The 20,354-nt window shown below is 61.3% G+C and carries 15 protein-coding genes; 8 read left to right on the top strand and 7 right to left on the bottom strand.

Annotation, left to right across the window (positions count from 1 at the left end; genetic code table 11):
- Positions 1-40: 40 nt before the first annotated feature.
- From rodA to NW851_RS01315, 4 genes are all read right to left on the bottom strand, one after another.
- Positions 41-1,360: a rod shape-determining protein RodA gene (gene rodA, locus NW851_RS01330; protein WP_414333893.1), complete on the bottom strand. Its 1,320-nt coding sequence runs from the start codon at positions 1,358-1,360 to the stop codon at positions 41-43.
- A gap of 33 nt (positions 1,361-1,393) precedes the next feature.
- Positions 1,394-5,722 (bottom strand): NINE protein, encoded by a 4,329-nt coding sequence (locus NW851_RS01325; protein WP_414336682.1) that lies wholly within the window; start codon positions 5,720-5,722, stop codon positions 1,394-1,396.
- 74 nt (positions 5,723-5,796) lie between these two features.
- Positions 5,797-6,042 (bottom strand): hypothetical protein, encoded by a 246-nt coding sequence (locus NW851_RS01320; RefSeq protein WP_414336680.1) that lies wholly within the window; start codon positions 6,040-6,042, stop codon positions 5,797-5,799.
- Entirely contained in the window at positions 6,032-6,214 is a 183-nt protein-coding gene (locus NW851_RS01315) for an ATP-binding cassette domain-containing protein (protein WP_414336679.1), read from the bottom strand. Before NW851_RS01315 ends, NW851_RS01320 begins: the two co-directional genes overlap by 11 nt.
- 132 nt (positions 6,215-6,346) lie before the next feature.
- Between NW851_RS01315 and NW851_RS01310 the strand changes: the two genes are divergently transcribed.
- The 3 genes from NW851_RS01310 (at position 6,347) to NW851_RS01300 (ending at position 11,580) form a co-directional block, all read left to right on the top strand.
- On the top strand, positions 6,347-7,345 hold the full coding sequence (locus NW851_RS01310) for a ribose-phosphate pyrophosphokinase (RefSeq protein WP_414333885.1): 999 nt from the start codon (positions 6,347-6,349) through the stop codon (positions 7,343-7,345).
- A 195-nt stretch (positions 7,346-7,540) separates the two neighbouring features.
- Positions 7,541-10,585, top strand: a complete 3,045-nt coding sequence (locus NW851_RS01305; protein ID WP_414336676.1) for a PAS domain S-box protein — start codon at positions 7,541-7,543, stop codon at positions 10,583-10,585.
- Complete coding sequence (locus NW851_RS01300; RefSeq protein WP_414336674.1) at positions 10,582-11,580, top strand: response regulator; 999 nt, start codon at positions 10,582-10,584, stop codon at positions 11,578-11,580. The genes NW851_RS01305 and NW851_RS01300 overlap by 4 nt, the downstream gene beginning before the upstream one ends.
- 1 nt (position 11,581) lies before the next feature.
- Here the strand turns inward: NW851_RS01300 and NW851_RS01295 are convergent, their stop codons facing one another.
- Positions 11,582-12,685: a septal ring lytic transglycosylase RlpA family protein gene (locus NW851_RS01295; protein ID WP_414336672.1), complete on the bottom strand. Its 1,104-nt coding sequence runs from the start codon at positions 12,683-12,685 to the stop codon at positions 11,582-11,584.
- A gap of 145 nt (positions 12,686-12,830) precedes the next feature.
- Between NW851_RS01295 and purM the strand changes: the two genes are divergently transcribed.
- From purM to NW851_RS01270, 5 genes are all read left to right on the top strand, one after another.
- Positions 12,831-13,886, top strand: coding sequence for a phosphoribosylformylglycinamidine cyclo-ligase (gene purM / locus NW851_RS01290; protein ID WP_414336670.1), 1,056 nt, complete (start codon positions 12,831-12,833; stop codon positions 13,884-13,886).
- A gap of 205 nt (positions 13,887-14,091) precedes the next feature.
- Positions 14,092-15,126 carry an ABC transporter ATP-binding protein gene (locus NW851_RS01285; RefSeq protein ID WP_414333877.1) on the top strand — a complete coding sequence of 345 codons (1,035 nt, stop codon included), beginning with the start codon at positions 14,092-14,094 and terminating at the stop codon, positions 15,124-15,126.
- A complete protein-coding gene (locus tag NW851_RS01280) occupies positions 15,123-15,908 on the top strand; it encodes an ABC transporter permease (protein WP_414333876.1) in 786 nt (261 codons plus the stop codon). Before NW851_RS01285 ends, NW851_RS01280 begins: the two co-directional genes overlap by 4 nt.
- A gap of 21 nt (positions 15,909-15,929) precedes the next feature.
- On the top strand, positions 15,930-17,501 hold the full coding sequence (locus tag NW851_RS01275; protein WP_414336667.1) for a GldG family protein: 1,572 nt from the start codon (positions 15,930-15,932) through the stop codon (positions 17,499-17,501).
- An 18-nt stretch (positions 17,502-17,519) separates the two neighbouring features.
- On the top strand, positions 17,520-18,905 hold the full coding sequence (locus NW851_RS01270; protein WP_414333872.1) for a DUF4340 domain-containing protein: 1,386 nt from the start codon (positions 17,520-17,522) through the stop codon (positions 18,903-18,905).
- A gap of 26 nt (positions 18,906-18,931) precedes the next feature.
- Here NW851_RS01270 and NW851_RS01265 read toward each other — a convergent pair whose 3' ends face one another.
- Both NW851_RS01265 and NW851_RS01260 read right to left on the bottom strand, forming a co-directional pair.
- Positions 18,932-19,465: a universal stress protein gene (locus NW851_RS01265; protein WP_414333870.1), complete on the bottom strand. Its 534-nt coding sequence runs from the start codon at positions 19,463-19,465 to the stop codon at positions 18,932-18,934.
- A gap of 183 nt (positions 19,466-19,648) precedes the next feature.
- Positions 19,649-20,341, bottom strand: a complete 693-nt coding sequence (locus tag NW851_RS01260) for a M14 family zinc carboxypeptidase (RefSeq protein WP_414336665.1) — start codon at positions 20,339-20,341, stop codon at positions 19,649-19,651.
- Between the last annotated feature and the right edge of the window lie 13 nt (positions 20,342-20,354).

Below are 20,354 nucleotides of genomic sequence, written 5' to 3'. Positions count from 1 at the left end.
CCCCGGCCCTTGTCCCAAAGGGAGAGGGGAACTCTTGAAATTACTTGAAAAAGGTGGTGCGTTGGCGGTGCATCACCACCGATTCCACCAGGCCGATGGCCAGAAAGTTGGTCAACAGAGCCGAGCGGCCATAGCTCAAAAAAGGCAAGGGCAGGCCGGTGATGGGGGCCAAGCCAATCGTCATGCCGATATTGACTACCGCCTGAAAGAGGATCATCGCCAACACCCCGATGGCAATGAGAGACCCGAAATTGTCCTTGGCTCCTTGGGCAATCCAGATCAGCCGCGCACACAGAATCCAAAACAGGATCAGCACCGTCAGGGTGCCGACAAAGCCCATCTCTTCCCCAATGGCCGAGAAAATGAAATCGGTGTGCTGCTCGGGGATAAAGTCCAGTTGGGTTTGGGTGCCCTGCTGGATGCCACGGCCCCAGAGCCCACCGGCGCCGATGGCGATGCGGGATTGAATCAGGTGGTAGCCGGATCCCCAGGGCTCTTGCATGGGATCGATAAAAATCTCCAGCCGCCGCCGCTGGTAGGGCTTGAGGATGTGCCAGGCCACCTGGCCCAGATGCCCGGAGAGCAGGTTGATCACTCCAAAGGTCATCGCTCCTGTCCACCGCCAAGGCAGCCGCCAAGCCGCTAGGCTCGCCATGCCCAGGCACCAGATCAGCCAGACCCAGAGCATCCAGCTCAACTCCGCGCGGGTGTGCAGGCCGTAGAGAATGGCCCCCACCCCCGGCGACAGCAGCAGGAGGATCCAACTGCCCTTGGCCCCGGCCCAGTAGAGCATGACCAGCAAGATCACCACAAACACCAGGGCAGTGCCCAAGTTGGGCTGCAGGAAGATCAAAACCCAAGGAGGAGCGACGACGGCAACAGCCACCCAGATTTGGCTGAAGTATTTGATTGGCCAGTGGTGCAAAATGGCCGCCAGGGTGATGATGACCCCCAACTTGGCAAACTCGGAAGGCTGTACCTGGACGCCGGCAATGGAGATCCACCGCTCTGCCCCTCCTCCCGCCGTGCCGAAAAAGAGCACTGCAATCAAGCCCGCCAAGGTCAGGCCATAGGTGAACCAATGCCAGCGCAGCAGCCGCTCGTAGGGGATCCGCGCCACCATCGCCAAAAACACCAGGCTGATCCCGGCCATGATCAACTGCTGCAGCCAGTAGTGGCTGATGGGACGCTCCCAGACAGCGCTGCGGATGGCGATGATGCCGATGCCCGTCAAGGCCAGCACCGTGGCCAGCAAAATGCCGTCGAACTCCCGCCAAGGCAACAGGATTTGCTGCAGGAGCTGTTTCCACCTTGACTGGGGGGGCACTTTCGGATCAGCGCTGGACAGGAAGAGGGCCATATCTGATGGAGCGACGCCGGCACCAGTTTATCTCTATTCCCAGCCCTGCAGTTGCTCTAGCCAGGCAGAGAGCCGGGATCCCACCTGTTCTCGGCGCTGCTCAAAATTGGCTGCTGCCCAAATCAAGAGCACCCCCAGCAAGATCCCCATCCCCCACAACAGGATTGGGTCAGTGGTTACCCACAGCCACCCCTGCCGCAAGACGCCCAGGCCAAAGCCCAGGGTGCCCGCCCACAGGTAGGCCCGCACCCGCAGCGCCAAACCCAGTACCCCCAAAGCCAAGCCCAGCCCCACCGGCCAAAACCCCGCCCCCAGTTGCCCGTGGGTTTCGATCAAAGTCACCAACACCAATAGACCCGACGAGAAGGCCCGCAGCCGGTGCCGACTCTCTCGAGCACCAGCCTGTTGCAGTCCGGGATCCACCTGGGCCACATAGAGCAGGGATCCCACCAGAGGCAGGGCATAGAGGGTCAGGGAAGCCCAATCCTGCTGCCAGCCGTAATTCCACAGGATCCAGTTGCTCAAAAACAAGCTGATGTAGCCCAGGCGCACCTGGGAGCGCCAGATGGCCAAGAAAGCGTAGTAGGCTGCCCCCAGCAACAAATTGCTGTTGTTGTCGCCGCCCGCCGTCACCACCAGGGCCAGCAACGGCGCCACCAAGGCCGTATTTGACCAGGGATCCGCCGGCCAGCCCCACCGTTGCCAGGGCAGAAAGTAATAGAGGAGTCCCAGCCCACAGAGCAGGGATCCGGCCCATTGCTCCACCCTCAAGCTGGGGAAGCCCAGCCACATACTACCCAGGCAGATGCCGACTCCCTGCCAAGCGCTGAGGTGGCACCAGGCCGTTGGCAGCCAGCCCGGCTCTGTCGGGGATCCCGGCGTCGATCTTCTCCCCTGGGCGGCGGCATAGGCCGCCAGGCCGGATCCCGTCAGCACCCAGAGGAGCCGCCCCCACCGGCTGAGGCGAAGATCGAAAAGCGCAGGCCAAAGGACGAGGTTGGCCAGGGCCCAGTTGGCCGAGGCCATCCAGCGCAGCCAAGCTCTTTTAAGCTGCAGGGTCGCCACCAGCCAAGGGGGGCAAAGGCGGTAGACCACTGCCAGGAGCCATCCCAGCAACGCGGTCAGCACCAGTCCATCTCCCCAGGATCCCCCTGTCTGCTGGCTCAGGAAGTGAATCCAGCTCTCGTAGGCAGCCAGTGACATCCCGCAGGCCCCCAGGATCCCCTTCCAGTTGACGGGAGGGTCTTCTTCCGTTCGCGTAAGTGGGACGGAGTCCCCACCTTGCTCTTGTGCCCCTGGGATCCCCTGCCCCAGGCCCAACAACACGATGGCCAGGCCTAAGCTGCCCACGCCCGTCAGCTCGCTCCACTGGGCATGGGATCCCAGCCAACCCAGCCCGGCATAGATCAGCGGCCCTGTCTTCCAGCAACTCAGGGTCTGGACTCGCTGCAGGAGCTCTCCCCCGCCGGGGAACAGGAGTTTCTCCGGCCCTATCCAGAAGAGGATCCCCAAGCCCAGGTTGAGGACGGCCCACAGAGGCAGGACGGGACGGGATCCCTGCACAACCCAGAGCAGGATGCCGGTCGCCCCCAGCTCCAAAGCCCAGATCAGCCCGTAGGCGATCCCTTCCACCACCGCCCAGGAAACCGAGCCGGTGGCAGAGTCCGTCCCGTCGGCGCCAACGACCGCCGAGCCACCCCTTGAGAGAGCCACCCCCAGCCGCAGGCCGAGCGCCACCAGGGCCACCCCAGCCGCCAAGGGCAGAGCGCCGGGGAACATGGGCTGCTTGCCGACGGAAATGGGGAGCCGAGAAGGATCCGCCAGGGCCGCCGTTGTCGCCACTGTGAGGGCAAAGAGGAGCACCAACCCCAACAGCAGGCCCCAGCCATCCAGGGCCGGTCGGTAAGCGGCTTGTAGGCGAGAAGAGAGGCGCAAAATTCCGTAGCGACAGCCGCTCAAGAGCAACCCCAGCACCGCCAAGGCCAGCAGCCACTCCGCTTCCGTGAGCGTCGGCAATAGCCGGCTGATTCCCACCAGGCCGATCCCTACACCAAAGGCCACCGCCAGCAGTGCTTCTGGAGTAGGAGAACTGGGAGAGGGAGAAGCCCACAGCCACACCTGAGTTGCCAGCAGCAGCACTCCCAGCCCTAGCCCGAGCAGATCCAGGCCCGGCCTGCCGAGGGTGAGCCCCTGGGCCATCACCAGGGAAAGCACCGCCAGAAGGCGCAGGGATCCCCGCGCCGGAATCCCTTGTCGCCAAGAAAAAGATCCCCCTTGCTCCGGGATCTGCAACCAGCGAGGCATAAACGCCAGGGGCGGCCAGGCCCACACCTGCGCCGCCGTCAAAACCGAGGGCACCGCCAGCCACAGCCAGCCAATGGACTCCGTGCCCTGCGCCAAAAACACAAAGTAGCTGGATCCCAGCAGCACCAGCCCCATCCCTTCGGCGCTCTGCTGCCACAGCCGCACCGGCAGTCCCCCAAAATGTCCTGAGGCTGCCAACAACCGCCCGCCCAGCGCCACCCGCCCCGTCCATTCCAGCAAGCCCAGCAGCAGCAAGATGGCCCCCCAACTGGACAGGCTCCAATCAGGCCAAAGCCAGCGGATCCCGGCCAGAAGCGCCCCCAGCCCATAGGCATGGGTCAGAAATACCCACCCAGCGCCAACCCTGGACTTCTGCCGCAGCCACCAGGCCAGGATGCCAGTACTCAACAGCAAATGCCAAAAGCAAATCGCCGGCTGGGGAAAGCTCAAAAGCAAGAGGGATCCGCCCAGCCCCAACACCAAGCGCTCCGTCGGTTCTGCCAGCGCCGCAAAACCCGCCTCCTCGCCTTCCCGAGGTCTCTGCTGCCAGCGGGCCGCCAGCCCCAGCCACAGCACCTCATAGGGCAACAGCACCAGCCCCAGCAGCCCCCAAACAGAGTCGAGGGGCTGCAACCCACCCGTTAACAGCGCCAGCACGCTCTCCCGCCAGCTTGCCGGCCACACCTGCCAAAAGGCCCAGGCAGTTTCCAGACCCAGCAAAAACAGCAGCGCCAACTCCACCCTCTGCTGACGTTGGCTCAGTCGCCTCGCCAAGAAGCGGATTCCCAGCAGGCTGATGGCCAACACCTGCCAGGCGTTCTCCCCCCAGTCGCTGGCCGCCAGCAGCCAGCCCAAAATCAACAGCACCCCGCTCCACCAGGGCCGCCCCACCTGAGCCGGCTCGTAGTCCTCAGCCGGGCTTTGGGGCAGCCAACCCAAGAGGGCCACCGCCAACCCCAACTGCGACACCTGCACCTGCCCCGAGAGCAACCCCCGCAAGATCAACAGGGATCCAGCCGCCCCGATGAGCCACAGCCGGGCCAGCGAGCGGCGGCTCCAGGTGTAAATCACGGTGCTGAGGATCCCCAAGTAGAGGATCCCAAGGACAAGAGTGGGACGAGACTCCGGCGGCCCTAGGCTCCAGAAGAGGTGTAAACCAGAAAGAGATAAGAAGTTCACCAACGTTCCGTAGAAAGCAGAACCCGCCCCCAGCAAGTCGGCCCGTCGCCAGGCTCCCCACGGGATCCCTGTGAGTAACCCCAAAGCAACAGCTCGGATCCCCCACGGGATCCCCAGCCCGTCCAGCGCCCACATGTTGATCGGCAGCAGCAGCAAAGCAACAGCCTCTAAAGTTTGGCTTGTCAGACGCAGCCCGTCCTGCCGCTGCGCCCACCTCGCTCCCACCCCAAACGCCGCCGTATAAGCCAAGAGCACCCCGTACTGAGCTGCCGGGGAAAACTCTTGCCAGCGGCTGGCCGCCAGCACCCCCGAAGAGACCACCACCAAAAACAGGCCCAGGAGCAGCAGCCAAGCTACGCTCAGCTCAGACAGCAAGTTGTGCAACAACACAGCTATCCCCGGGGGAGAGGAGAGCTCCCTGGTTTCGGTTGGCGGCTCTTCCCCCGCCACGACAACCCCAGAGCCGGCCAAGCCAGCATTTCTTTCCCGCACCATCTGCGGGATCCAGATCAAATCGAGGAGCTGGCCGATCCCCAGCAGCCCAAAAGTCAGCAGCCAGAGCAGCCCTGTGCGCCAGCGACCCAGATAGAAGCGGTGCAGACCGCAAAGGCCGAACAAACCTAAAATCCAGAGCACGTAGGCCGAGCCCAGACTGGCTGGGATCCCCCCGCCGACAGAAGTGGCTCCTGGCGCCGATTCCGCCTCCAGCCGATACTGCTCCACCAGATGGCGAAAGTGCTCCGGCGTCAGCAAACCCAGCTCCAGCAAGGCTTGCAACCCCCGCAAAACCTGCTGCCGGGATCCCGAAACGGTGAAGTTGAACGAGTAAGAGCGGGACTGCTCGGCTCCCTCAGGTGGAATGTTATCCTGGGATCCCATGGCCGGATTCGTTGAGCAAAAAGGCTTGGGGCCACTGCTACTCTAAGCCTTGCTCTGTTGGATTGCTATGCTCTTCACAAATGCTCCAGCAAAGCGTGGGTGCTGGGCAGGACGGGGAGAGTCATCAACTGCCCCAGCCGCGAAACGGTGAGCTCCGCCGCCGGCATGGGTTCCGAGACCTGTCCGCTGCTGAACACCAGGACTCGGTTGCTGTACGGCAAGATCTCGTCCAAATCCGCCGAGGCAAAAACAATAGCCGTCCCTGCTTGGGCGCGTTCCAGCAATTGACTCCAGACCCACAGCGCCGACTCAATGTCCAACCCGCAGATCGCAGCGCAGAAAGCCGCTCAGGATCTTGACCAAGGTGCTTTTGCCGGCCCCATTTTCCTCCAGCAGACCGTGGATCGTGCCCGCCTCCACCCGCAAGGACACATCGCGGTTCGCCTGTACCGCCCCAAAGCGCTTGTGGATGTGCAGCAGCTCCACCTTCATCCCGTCTATGCTAACCTGCCCCCCCAGACCCAAAATCCCGAAGAATACAGTTGCTGAGGTTGCAAGCGTCGGTGCTACGATAGCGGCAGCTCGCCGTCAGGCGTTGGCTACGGACGAGTTCAGCATCGATCTGTGGTTCGCCCTGCCCCTCTGCTTCGCCCTTCTCCCCTGCCACCCATCTCAGATAGTAACCGCCTCAAAATCTTCTCAGGCAGCGCCAATCCGGATTTGGCCCAGGAGGTGGCGCGCTACCTGGGCATGGATCTGGGGCCTATGTTGCGCAAGCGCTTTGCCGATGGCGAGCTGTACATCCAAATCCAGGAGTCGATCCGGGGTGCCGATGTCTACTTGGTGCAGCCCACCTGCCGCCCGGTCAACGATCACCTGATGGAGCTGCTGGTGATCATCGACGCCTGCCGCCGCGCCTCGGCCCGCCAGATCACTGCCGTCTTGCCCTACTACGGCTACGCCCGCGCCGACCGCAAAACCGCCGGACGGGAAGCCATCACCGCCAAGCTGGTGGCCAACATGATCACCCAGGCGGGGGCACACCGGGTGCTGGCCATGGATCTGCACTCGGCCCAGATCCAGGGCTACTTCGACATTCCCCTCGACCACGTCTACGCCCAGCCGGTACTGCAGGCTTACCTCAAAGAAAAAGGCCTGCTCGACGAAGATATTGTGGTCGTCTCTCCCGATGTGGGCGGGGTAGCGCGGGCGCGTGCCTTTGCCAAAAAACTCAAGGAAGCTCCGCTGGCAATCATCGACAAGCGCCGCCAGGCCCACAACGACGTGGAAGTCATGAACCTCATTGGCGATGTGCGCGGTAAAATCGCCATCCTCGTAGACGACATGATCGACACGGCAGGCACCATCTCGGAAGGGGCGAAGCTGCTGCGCAAGTCGGGGGCCAAGGCGGTCTATGCCTGCGCCATCCACCCTGTCTTTTCCGATCCGGCCATCGAACGCCTGCAGGGCGGACTGTTTGAAGAGGTGATCGTCACCAACACCATCCCCATTCCTCCAGAGCGGCATTTTCCAGGCTTGACCGTCCTCTCGGTGGCGAACGTGCTGGGAGAGGCGATCTGGCGCATCCACGAAGACAGCTCCGTCAGCAGCATGTTTCACTAAAGTTTCTCCAGAGCATCGCTAAAGTATAGATAGTGGGTGCAGAACGGGCGTACCTGCCGGGGATCCTTTGCTTTTTGCCCTGTGAAGACCAACTCAGCAGGTGCCCCCCATCTATCGCGATGGACTGGGTAGAGCTAGCTTCCCAGCCGAGTTTTTCCCATGTCGCCTCCCATTTCTAGGTCACCGAGATCCGTTGTGAACGGTTTTGTTGCCGGGCAGGCCGCCGCCAGGGAGGAGCCGTCCCTTCAAACTGAACTGAATACAGAATTGAATACGGAGTCCGCTGCAGCGCTGTACCCGCTGTTGCAATTGCTGGGGCAACTGCTGAACGTCCCCTTGGTCTATCTAGAACTGGTCCAGCCGGGATCCGATCCCGACTCGCCTGCAAAAGGGATCCTCTACCGCGACCCCCAGCGGATCCCCGGCAACGAGCCGCCCAACCCCATCGGCGGATCTTGGCCTTTTCAGGAAGCCTTTCCCCTGCTGGATGAGGGCGGGAGGCCGCTGGCGACACTTCACCTGCGGGGGGAGCGCCCCCGCCCACTGAGCCTCCCCGAACGGGGACAGATCGACCTCATCGCCCTCAGCCTGCGACACATCCTGCTCCAGGCCCAGGAGCAGCGACAAGCCCTCGCGCAACTTCGGGCGCAACTGCAGCACAGCCGCAGCACCGCTGCCCGCTACCAACAGATCTTCGAGAACGCCGTCGAAGGCATTTTTCAAACCACCCCTGAGGGAAAATATCTGGCTGCCAACCCAGCTCTGGCCCATATTTTCGGCTACGAATCCCCGGAAGATTTGATGCGCAATGTCTCCGATATCGGCACCCAAATCTATAGCGACCCAGAGCAGCGATCTGAGTTCCTGCAGCACATGCTGAGAGAAGGTCAAGTCGTGGATGCAGAGCGCCAGGTCTGCCGCAAAGACGGCAAAGTCATCTGGATTTCTTTAAATGCCCGCACCCTGTACGACGAGCAGGGGGATCCCCTCTATTTTGAAGGATTTGTTACTGATATCACAGCATCCCGCCAGCTTAAAGAACGACAACAACAGTTAGAAGAAGCCCGCAGAGAAAGCGAACATCGTTTTCTACAACTGGCGGAGAATACGCAACAACTGTTCTGGATTTCAACGCTCTGCGGCAAAGAGCTGATTTACGTCAGCCCCGCCTGTGAAACCATTTGGGGCCTTTCCCCTGCAGAGGCCTACGCCAATCCCCAGGCCTGGATGCGCCACATTCACCCTGACGATCGCTGGCTGTTCCCCACCATTTTTCAAGCCCAACTTCAGGGCCAACCCACCGATGTGGTTTTTCGCCTCTGCCGCCCCGATGGCTGTATCCTCTGGCTGCGGGAACGTACCTTTCCTATTGCCGACAAAGAGGGCAAAATCTATCGAGTGGCAGGGATCGTCGAAGACATCACCGAGTCCAAGCAACTGGAAGCCGAACGTCGTCGTATAGAGCAAGCCTGGCAACAGAGTGCCAACCATTTCCGGCAGATTTTTGAGCTGGCCCCCAATGGAATTGCCCTGGTGGATTTGCAGGGGCGATTTATCCAGGTCAACGAGGCTTTTGCCCAGATTGTCGGCCATACTCCCGAAGAATTGAAACATCGGCAACAACTGGACATTCTCCACCCGGAAGATGTCAATCAACTGCTGGGGGCCAATGAGGCTTTGTTGGTGGGGAAAGTCTCTGTCAGCCAGCGCCAGATTCGCTACATCAATCGTTCCGGTCAGGTCGTCCATGTCCTGTTTCAGGCTACGCTTCTCAGCGATGAGGAAGGGCAGCCCACCCAGTTTCTCAACCAGGTGATCGACATCAGCGCCCGCGTCGAGGCAGAAATCGCCCTCAAAGAAAGTGAAGAACGCTTCCGCCAATCTTTTGAGTGGTCCCCGATTGCCAAGGCCATGACCCAGGTGGACGGCACCTATTTGCAGATCAACGCCGCCTTTACCGAAACCCTGGGCTACACCCTAGAGGATCTCAAGGGAAAAACCGTCCTCGACATCACCCATCCCGACGACATCGCCGTCACCTTGGAAAACAGTAACCGCCTGCTGGCCGGCGAGGTGCACCACTGCGAACAGGAACAGCGCTACATCCACAAGAACGGGCAAATCGTCTACGCCCTTCTCCGCATCACCCTGGTGCGCACCGCCCAAGGGGATCCCAGCTACTTTCTCAGCCAAATTTTGGACATTACCGAGCGCAAACAAGCGGAGGCGGCCCTGCGCCAAAGCGAGCTGAGCCTGCGGGGCATCTTCGAGCAGTCGGCCCTGGGCATTTCCATCGTCGATAGACAGGGCCGTTACCTCAAGGTAAACCCCGCCCTGGAAGAGATCTTGGGCTACAGCGCCGCCGAACTGACCCACATGAGTTTTTGCGACCTCACCCATCCGGAAGATATCGGCAAAGATTGGCAACTTTTCCAGGAGGTTTTGAACGGCCAACAAGATCACTACCACCTAGAAAAACGCTACATCCACCGCAGCGGCAAGGTGGTTTGGTGCCGCCTGGCGGTCTCGGCAGTGCGGGATCCCGAAGGCAAAAACCTCTTCGTTATTGGCATTTGCGAAGATATTACTGAAGAAAGACAGGCGAAGCTGCAGATCCAGGCTGCCCTTCAGGAAAAAGAGATTCTGCTGCGGGAGATTCACCACCGCGTCAAAAACAACCTACAAATCATCTCCAGCCTGCTGCGGCTCCAGGCGGATCAAATCAAAAGCCGCAAGTACGCCCGCGTTTTTAAGGATGCCGGCAGCCGCATTCAAGCGATGTCTTTGATCCACGAGGGCCTGTACCAATCCAACAATCTGGCCGCTGTGGATCTCAAGCAATACTTACACAATTTGATCTCCAACCTCTTTCACTCCTACGGAGTGAACCCCGAGAGCATTCGCGCCAGCATCCGCGCCGAAGGGATCCGCCTCAACCTCGACGATGCAGTTTTGTGTGGCCTGATCATCAACGAGCTGGTCACCAACAGCCTCAAGTATGCCTTCCCCAAAGGTCGCAGCGGGGAGATAGAGGTTTGTTTTAGCCAAACCCGCAAATATACTCAGTTGCGCGTCTCTGACAATGGCATCGGCTTGCCCCGCGATTTCGACTTCAAGGAAACTCAATCTCTGGGTTTACAACTGGTTGCAACCCTCACCGATCAGCTCCAGGGCAAGATAGAATTGAGAAACAAATCGGGTACCACTTTCATCATTACCTTTCCGAGGAGCCAGCCTTGAAGAAAGTTCCCATGCTTGCCAAAGGCAGCATTCTGGTTGTCGAAGACGAGAAGATCATCGCCAAGGATATCGCCAACGTCCTGAAAAAATTTGGCTATGCGGTGCCGGCCATCGCCTCCTCCGGCGAAGAAGCGATCCGACGGCTGGAAGAGATGTCGGTGGACTTAGTCTTGATGGATATCGTCTTGAAGGGGGATATCGACGGCATCGAAGCCGCCAAGCGGATCACCGAGCGCTTCAACATTCCGGTGGTGCATCTGACGGCCTACGCCGATGACGATACGCTCTCCCGCGTCAAAGAGACCCGGCCTTTCGGTTACATCATCAAGCCTTTCAAAGAGCGGGAACTTTACACCACCATTGAAATTGCCCTGCACAACCACCGGCAGAGCCTGGAGAGCCGCAAGCTGGAAGAGAAAAGAATCGAGGAACTGCGGCAAAAACTGCAGCAGTTGCAGCAGTTCACGGATGTGAAGGGCACTCTGTTCAAGAAGTTCTTGCAAGATCTGAGTGAGCCCCTCTCGAACCTCAGCTTTGCCCTGGGTCTGCTCAAGGATGCCGAGTCGGAGCAAAAGCGGGAACACTATCTGCGAGTGCTGGAGGATGAGTTGCGCCGTGAGCTGGAGCTAATCCATCAGACCTCTAACCTAGAAAATCTTCTGAACCTGGAAAACGTCGGCCTATTGAGCCAGTTCAGCCTGCTGCGGCCCAGTCCCAGTCGTCCGTTGGAACGGGAGGCACTGGCAACTGCAGCCACAGCCTCATTGCCCGTGCCCCCTCAAGAGCCGGCTGCCCAGGAGGCGGTTACGGTGCCGCGGGCGACGCTGCGCCCCCTCAACCAAACTCAGTTGGCGGAGCGGCTGGGGGTAGTGGTCTCCGCCATCACCTACTGGAAATTCAAAACCGGTTTTCCGGAGTGGAGCCGCAGCCGGGATCCCGACGGCATTTCTTGGCGCTATTCCCCCGATTCCAAGCGCTTTTCGCCTGTACCCTAGCCTAGGGCTGCACCACTTCCACCCGCACCGGCGCCAGCCCAGAGCGCACCATCCCCAGGGCCTCTGCCGCCCGCAGGGAAAGGTCGATAATCCGACCGGGGATGAAGGGGCCGCGATCGTTGATGCGCACGACGGCCTGGCGCCCGTTACTCAGGTTGGTGACCCGCACCTCGGTACCGAAGGGCAGAGTGGGGTGGGCAGCCGTCATCTCATGGCGGGTGGGGTGCAGGTCATACCAAGAGGCGATCCCTTCCTGCACAGGCCCAACGGTACGGACAGGGGCAGGTTTTGGTTGAGCGGCTGTTTCTGGCTTAGGGCCTACAACGGTGGCCTTGGCGGTGAGAGCAGCCGGTTGAGGTAGGGCCGGAGCCGAAATGGGGGGCGCATCCAGCAGCAGACGGCGCAGACGATTGGCAGCCAAAACCGCCGTATCCACCGGGCGTTGGTGATTTGGCAGCAGCACTCCCCCGTCGATGCGCAGCAATTCCTCGCCGTTGACCTGAACTGCGTAGAGGGGATCCCCGGATTGGGGCTCTGCCCAAGCCAGGGCGATGGTCGTGTCCTTCAGGGATCCCTGGGCCATTTGGTTGAGCCGGGCCACCAGGGTGCTGGCCCGCAGCAGCGGTGGTTCCAGCCCAGGCTGCTCGACAAAGCTGACAATAGGCAAATCCTTCACATAGACAGTGACCACCTGCCGACCGTCCATCTGGTAGTCGTAGAGGGTGGAGACAGGCTGGCTGGACGACTGCTGTTGTTCGCCGATCTTGAGGGTAGGTTCTTCTGCCGGCCGCGAAGGGATCGCCTGTCGAGATAGGAGGAGAGACTCCGAGTCCTGCGAGTGCAAGGTGCCGAGTTTGGCCGGCAGGGGGGCGTTGGGTTGGGAAGGGGAGATAAGGTCAGTTGCCGGGGAGAGCGAGTGGGCTTTGGGGGATGGCTGGGTTGCTCTGGCACTGGGAGATCCGCTGCGAGTTGAGGCTTGTGCCTGCGAGTTCGGGCTGCCCAACATGCCTGCCGGCAAGCTGAGAGCCGTAACACAGAGACAGCCGACTAAGCCCACTTGGCGGGCGGGAGCCAGTCCCTGTCCTAGCCGCTTCCAATTTCGCATGAGGCCGCGCTCCTCTCGAAACTCCTGTACAACATCCACTGCGACAGTAAAACAGAAGTTAATGTACCATAGGTTTCTAAGTTGACAAGCTTGCCCGGTCGAGGGCAAAAGCCTAAGTCCCGTCAGCACAAGGATTTTCGGCATCTTGGACTACCGCTCAGCAGGGGTTGACATCGATCTGGGCCGCGCCTTTGTCAAGGGGGTTCGGGAGCGCGTTGAACGAACTAAAGTCCCGTTTTCAGGTTCTTCAGGAACCTTGGGGGGCATTGGCGGCTTTGCCGGCCTGTTCGAGCTGCCGGCGGGCTACCGGGCACCGGTTTTGGTTGCCGGTACCGATGGGGTGGGCACCAAGCTGGAGATTGCCCAGCAGTGGGGGCAGCACCGCGGAGTGGGCATCGACCTGGTGGCCATGTGTGTCAACGATGTGCTGACGGTGGGAGCCAAGCCGCTGTTTTTCCTGGACTACGTGGCTACCGGCAAGCTGGAGCCGGAAGCTCTCTGGCAGGTGATCGACGGCATTCTGGAGGGCTGCCAAGAGGCCGGCTGCCAACTGCTGGGGGGAGAGACGGCGGAGATGCCGGGGTTTTATCCGCCCGGCAAGTACGACCTGGCGGGATTTTGTGTCGGGATTGTCGAGAGGGCGGACATTCTCGACGGCTCGCGGGTGCAGGCTGGGGATCGGCTGTGGGCTTTGCCCAGCAGCGGCCTGCACAGCAACGGCTTCAGCCTGGTGCGACGCATTGTGGCCGAGCGGGGCTGGCGCTGGGATCACCAGCCCTCTGGTTGGGATCGGCCTTTGGCAGAGGTGTTTCTCACCCCCACCCGCATCTACGTGCAGGCGGTGCAGAGGCTGCAAGCAGCAGGGATCCCCATCCACGGCATGGCCCACATCACCGGCGGCGGCATCCCGGAAAACTTGCCCCGCTGTTTGGCTCCTGACCAGGCGGCGCGACTAGAGCCCCACAGTTGGCCCATCCCACAGGAATTTCTCTGGCTGCAGGAGCAGGGCCAGGTGGAGACTTTGGAGATGTTCAACACCTTTAACCTGGGGGTGGGCTATGTGCTGGTGGTGCCCCCTGAGGCGGAAGATTTGCTGAGATCGCTGCTGCCGGAAGCCTTCCCTATTGGCGAGGTGGTGGCGCCCTGTCCTGGGGAGAGCCGAGTCTTGGGGTTGGAAGCGTGGGGATCCCTGGCCCCCTGAGCACCCCACCAAAAGGGGGGAGGAGATCCCGGTGCCGTTTGCTTATCCCCGCCGCCGCTGTGCTAAGTTTGCTGATGGCCTCAGCGCCGCCGCCTCTGTCGCTCCCCACCTCTGTTTGTTTCAAGACAGGGGCTGCTCGCTTTACACACCTACAGACTTAGGCTGTTGGCCAACTCACGCTGACCCTCTAGGTTAGGAGCCGCCGATGATAGGTTTATCCACTGCTCCTGCAACCACGGCTGCCATCGAAGTGGAGCATCTGAGCAAAACCTACGGCAGCTTTACGGCCATTCGCGATATCTCTTTCCAGGTCAACGCCGGCGAGATCATGGGATTTTTGGGCCCCAACGGCGCCGGCAAGACCACCTCCATGCGCATTTTGGCCGGGTATCTGCCCGCCAGCGAGGGGACGGCGCGGGTGGCCGGGTTTGATGTCCACGAAAACTCGATGGCGGTGCGGCAGCGCATCGGCTATTTGCCGGAAAACCCGCCCCTCTACCCCGATATGACCGTGGAGGCCTACCTGCACTTTGTCGCCCAGATCAAGCGGGTCAGCCCCGGCGACCGGCCTAGGCGGGTGGACGAGGTGATCCGCCGCTGCAGCCTGGAAGACAAGCGCCACACCTTGATCCGCAAGCTCTCCAAGGGGTACAAGCAGCGGGTGGGACTGGCCCAGGCTCTGGTGCACGACCCGCCGGTGATCATCCTGGACGAGCCCACGATTGGGCTGGATCCCAAGCAGATCATCGAGGTGCGCAACCTGATCAAGAGCTTGGCGGGAGAGCACACCATCATCCTCTCCACCCACATCTTGCCGGAGGTGAGCATGACCTGCGACCGGGTGGTGATCATCAACCGCGGCCAGGTGGCGGCCATCGGCACGCCCGCCGAGCTGACAGCCCAGCTTCAGGATCGGCAGCAGGCGAAGCTGGTGGTGGGCGCTCCTGAAGCAGCAGCCATTCGGTCGGCCCTGCAGCATTTGCCCCAGGTCGAAGTGGTGAGTTTGCAGCCCCTGGGATCCGATCCCCCTCGCTGGCAGGTGCAGCTTAAAAGCAACGCTGCTGCTGTTCGCGACGGCGGGACAGAGTCCTTAGGCTGGATCCCGGAGGTGGCCAGGGCCCTGGTGCAGGCGGGGATCGCCCTCTACGAGATCGGCCGTCCCCAGGCTTCTTTGGAAGAGATTTTCCTGCAGCTCACCACCCAAGAGGGATCTGAGGGCGCATTGGAGGAAGCAGCATGAACGGAGCAGTGGCCATTTTTCGTAAAGAACTGCGCGGCTACTTCACCTCCCCCATTGCTTATGTGGTGGCGGCGGTGTTCTGGGGGCTGGCGGGGTTTTTCTTCTTTAATATCTTGGTGCGGGTGATCAGCTTTTCCCAGCAGGTGGATCTCTTTGCCCAGTTTGGCCAAGAGAACCCCTTTGATGCCGCCACCATCCTGTCGCAGCAGTTTCTCAACCTCTTGGGCACGCTTTCCTTATTTTTATTGCCCATCTTTACCATGAGCTCCTACGCCGAGGAGCGGCGGCGGGGCACCATGGAGCTGCTGGCCACCTCCCCTATTACCAACTTGGAGGTGGCCCTGGGCAAGTGGCTGGCGGTCTGGGTGTTTTTTATGACGCTGCTGTTGCCGCCGCTGGTCTACCACGTGCTGGTGCTGAGCAGCGCCAACCCAGCAGTGGACTACCGCCTGACCTTGGTGGGCTATGTGGGACTTGCTCTGCTGGCGGGCAGTGTCATGGCCTTGGGGTTGTTCATCTCTTCCCTGACGGACAGCACCCTCATTGCCGCGGTGGCCACCTTTGGGCTAATCCTGCTGCTCTGGGTGATCGACGCGGCGGCTGGCCAAGAGAACAACTGGATTGCCGCTACCCTGAGGCATATTTCTTTGCTGCAGCAATATAGCAACTGGGTGCAAGGGATCCTCAGCAGCAGTAGCGTCGTCCTTTTCCTCAGCATCATCCTGCTGGGGCTGTTTGCCACGGTGCAATCGGTAGAAAGCCTGCGCTGGCAGCAGAGCTAAGGTTGTCTTGGGAGGTGTGCGGTGATAAAAGATTGGCGGGCGTTGGCAGATTGGGCGGGGATCGTCGGCCTTGGTGTGATTGCCATCGGCCTGCTGGTGGGATCCGCTCTCACCGGCTGGACGGCGGTGCCCCTCAGCTTGCTGGCAGTAGGCCTGGCCCTGGTGGTGGTGTGGGGTCTCACCCACCGGCAGGAAGTGAGCCTGTTCTTGGGGCTGCGCTCCACCCAGACCAACGCCAACATCCTGGTGGCGGTGGCGGCGATGGCCGTCATCCTGGTGCTGGTGAATGTGGTAGCGGTGCGCTACGACCTGCGCCTGGATCTCACCGAGGAGGGCCTGTTTACCCTGTCGCCTCAAACCCGGCAACTGGTGCAGGGATTGGCGCAACCCGTCAAAGTCTGGGTGGTTACCACGGCGCCGGATCCCAACCTGCGGGAACAACTGGAGCGCTACCGCCGCCTCAACCCCGAGCGCTTCCAGTTTGCGTTTGTCGATCCCAATCGGGATCCCCTCACCATTCAGCGGCTGCAGGTGACGCAAAACAACACCCTGGTGGTGGAGGCCGGAGAAAGCCGGCAGCAACTGCCGCAGCCCCCTGCCCCTGACCTGGAGAGCAAGCTGACCCCCGTCTTGTCTAAAGTGGTCAACCGCGGGGAGTTGCTGGCCTATTTCGTGCAAGGGCATGGGGAAGTGGGCCTAGAAGCGCGGGAAGGCACCCCAACGCTGGCTCAGGCGGTGGCAGCCCTCGGCCAGGAGGGCTATCGGGTGGAGCCTTTGAACCTGGTGCAGGCCGAGATCCCGGACAAGGCAGAGGTTTTGGTGTTGGCGGGGCCACAGCGGGCTCTCTTCCCCGGCGAGGTGGAGAAGCTGCAGGACTACCTGGCCAAAGGGGGGCGGCTGCTGCTGCTCATTGGGCCGCGGGTGGATGCCGGCTTGGATCCCTTGCTGGAGGAGTGGGGCGTAGTCCTGGGAGATGACATCCTTATCGAGGTGAGTAGCGTCAGCCAACTCCTGGGCACGGGGCCGGCAGTTGCCCTAGTTACCACCTACGGGGATCACCCCATCACCGCCCCCTTGGCCGAGCAGCGGCTGATGACCCTCTTTCCTCTGGCCCGTTCGGTGGAAACCCAAGCCCGCGAAGGGATCCAGGCCACACCCCTGCTGCGCACCGGCCCGCAGAGCTGGGGGGAGACCAGCCCCAACCTGGAAGCTGGCCCCGTGCAATTTGACCCAAATCAAGACAAGCCCGGCCCCCTGACCTTGGGCGTAGCCCTGACCCGGCAGGTGAAAGGCGATCAGAACAACTCAGAAGCCCAGGAGTCGCCGACCGAGGCCCGCCTGGTGGTGATCGGCAACGTCAACTTTGCCCTCGACGGCAACCTGAGGCAGCAGGGCAACCGCGATCTTTTCCTCAACACGGTTAACTGGCTCACCGAGCGAACTGAACAAATCTCCATTCGCCCCAAATCCATTACCGATCGCCGTCTCACCCTGACCGGCCAAAACTTCCGCTGGCTGGTGCTGGGATCGACGGTGCTCCTGCCGGTTGTGGCGTTGGGATCGGGAGCTGTGCTCTGGTGGCAAAGACGGTAGAGCCGAAGGAGGACAAGCATGTTCAAGCGCAGCACCTGGATTCTTTTGGGTTTGGCGGTGGCTGCTCTGCTGGGGTATTTCCTCTTCGATAACTTCCAGCAACTGCGGCAGCAGCAGCAGGCGGAGCGGGCGCGGCTCTTTCACTTTGCCCCCGACACCATTGCCCGCATTGAGCTCCGCCAAGAGGGGGAACCGGAGGAGATCCTTTTGGAGCGCGCCCCTCAAGAGGGATCCCGTTGGCGCATTATCCGTCCCATCCAGTCGGCGGCGCTGGACTTCCCGGTGGAGCAACTTCTTAACACCTTCTCCCGCCTCACGCCTCAAATCACGCTGGAAGGGGCCACCGACCTGGCCGCTTTTGGTCTTGATCAGCCGCGCCACCAGATCGCCCTCTTCCCCCAAGAAGGGGATCCCTACCGCCTGGACATCGGCAACGACAACTTCGACAGTTCCGGCTTCTACGCCCGGCCAGCAGGGGGAGAGGTGGTGCTCTTGGCCAGCGCCCAGAAGGGATCCCTGCTGCCTTCCCTTTTGGCTTTGCGGGACAAAACTCTGCTGCGCTTCGAGACGGCGGCAGTGAAGTCTCTGCAGGTGCAGTTGGCTGAGGCCGATCCAGAGGTTGTTCGTTTGCAGCGGCAAGAAGATACTTGGCAGATCGTCGAGCCCAGGGCGCTGCCTGCTGATGACCTCAACGTCGACCGTCTGCTCAATACGTTGTCTCGCCTGCAGGCGGTGGAGTTCCCGGCTGAAACCAAGGCGGAGCTGGCTCCTTATGGTCTGGAGAAGCCTTCTGCTCAGCTAACCGTTGAGCTCAAGGACGGCAAAACCCTGAGGGTGGCCTTGGGATCGGAAAAAGATGGTCAAGTCTATGTCATCACCTCGGAGCACCCGGCGGTGGCCGCCCTGCTCACCAGCACCGCCGACATTCTCCGCTCCGACTTCGAGGAGCTGCGGGATCACCGCCTTGCCCGCCTCAACCCCAACCAGGTGGGCCAAGTCATCCTGGAGTCTCAAGGGGAGCAGCTCACCCTCAACCCTCTGCCGCAGGAGAAGGGATCCCTGGAGCTGCGCTGGGACAATCCAGAGCGACCGGGCCAGCCGGTCAACCTCAGCTCTCTCTTCTCCAGCCTCAACGCCGCCCGCGCCAAGGAGTTCGTGCCGGAGACGGATCCCGACGCCCAAAAAGCCCTGGCCGAGCCGGATCTGAAGCTGACCTTTGAGCCCAAAACCGAGGACGGTCGGGATCCCTTGACGTTGAGCTTGACGTCTGCCGGTCTGCGCGCCTACGTACGAAGCAGCTATCAGCCGGACATTGCCGTCATCGACCTCAGCACCTTCAACAGCGTAGAAACCGAAGTGAATCGCTTGCTGGAGAGTGGGGCAGAATCCTCTGCGGGCTCCTAGGAAGGCGGTGGCCGGCGGGCCTTATCTCAGCCGGCAGAGGCGGTGGTTGTCTCTTCTTTGGCTGGCGCTGCTTTTTTGAGAGACTCGCCCTGGATCGTCAACACCGAGCAGGGGGCGCGGTGGAGCACGTAGTTGCTGACGCTGCCCAAAAACAGCTCGCTCAGGCCAGAATGGCCGCGGCGGCCTACCACAATCAAGTCCGCCGGCCAAGAGCGGGCCAGATCGCAGATGACCCGACCGGGGTTGCCGTAGTTGAGGCTGTACTCGGCGCGAACTCCCTGCTCAGCGGCTTTCTCCACCAGCGAGCGCAGATAGTCGATCTGGTTTTGCTCGAAGATGGCGCACTGCTCTCGATAAGACTGCCACAGCTCGGCGCTGATGGTGGAGCTGTAATCTACGCCTAGGATCATCGGCGGCTCCGGCGCACCGGGCTCTTCCTGAGACAAAACATGGAGGAGCATCATCTCGGCCTGCATGGCCTTGGCCAGTTGGACGGCCTTTTGAAACACTCCCTGGCTCAGCTCCGACCGATCCACCGCCACCAAAATCCTGCTGAACATACCGACTTCCTCCAAATGGCCAACAGATGGGCAAAAGACAAGGCTTGACTTCGGTTTCGACTCCAAGTTCCTCTTTTCTTTACCTCCATCTATCTGTGTTGTAGAAGATCTGGGCGAGAAAACCGCGGGCATCTCGGATGACTTGTCGGATTGGCAATGAAAGTTCAGAGATCTTGACACAGGTCAGAACCCATCGTCCTGAACCGCCCACTCCAGCACCGCCTGCAGCGCCTCGGCTTGCTCCTGCCAGACTTGGTCGAGGGGAGTGCCCCGCAGGAGTTCCAGCGTCAGGGTGGGGATCCGCCGTTCCTGCCCTGCCCAGGTGCCCAAAGAGCCGGGGGTGGGATAGCCAATGTCGTCGGTTACCGGCAGGCCATTGTGAGCAGCCATCACCTGGGCCAGCTCAAGGGCAGGGCCGTTGTAGTTCACGCAGGGATTGCTTTGGCAGGAGTGGGCAGAGAGGATAAACTGAGGCCGAATCTGGGCCAAACTCGCCAACAACGCCTGTGTCTCGGGCTCGGAGCCTGGTGCTGGCCCCGGCGGATAGCGAGCTTCCAAAGAGGCCGGGATCCAATCTTGCGTGGGCAGATTGCGGTTGAGATCCACGCCGTTGGCGTTGAGCCGTTGCCCCAGGGCACAGCCATCCGGGTTCAGGCGTGGGATCGCCCAAAGCGCTGCCCTGCCCTCCAAGGATCTCCATTTCCCAGAGGCCACATAGCGCTCGATCAGGGCATAGCCTTCTACCTCATCCCCGTGTACTCCCCCGACCAGCAGCAAGGAGCGGATCCCCTGGGTGAGCCGGCAAAGGTAAATGGGGCGCCCCTGCAGCGAGTAGCCGATAACTTGCGGGGATCCGGCGCCAAGTTCCGCAAACATGGGGGATCCCCGG

Source organism: Synechococcus sp. H55.7 (assembly GCF_047462395.1).
In the GTDB taxonomy this organism is placed as follows: Bacteria; Cyanobacteriota; Cyanobacteriia; order Thermostichales; family Thermostichaceae; genus Thermostichus.
The sequence above is the reverse complement of the archived record's forward strand: the minus strand, read 5'-3'. Positions and strand labels throughout refer to the sequence as shown.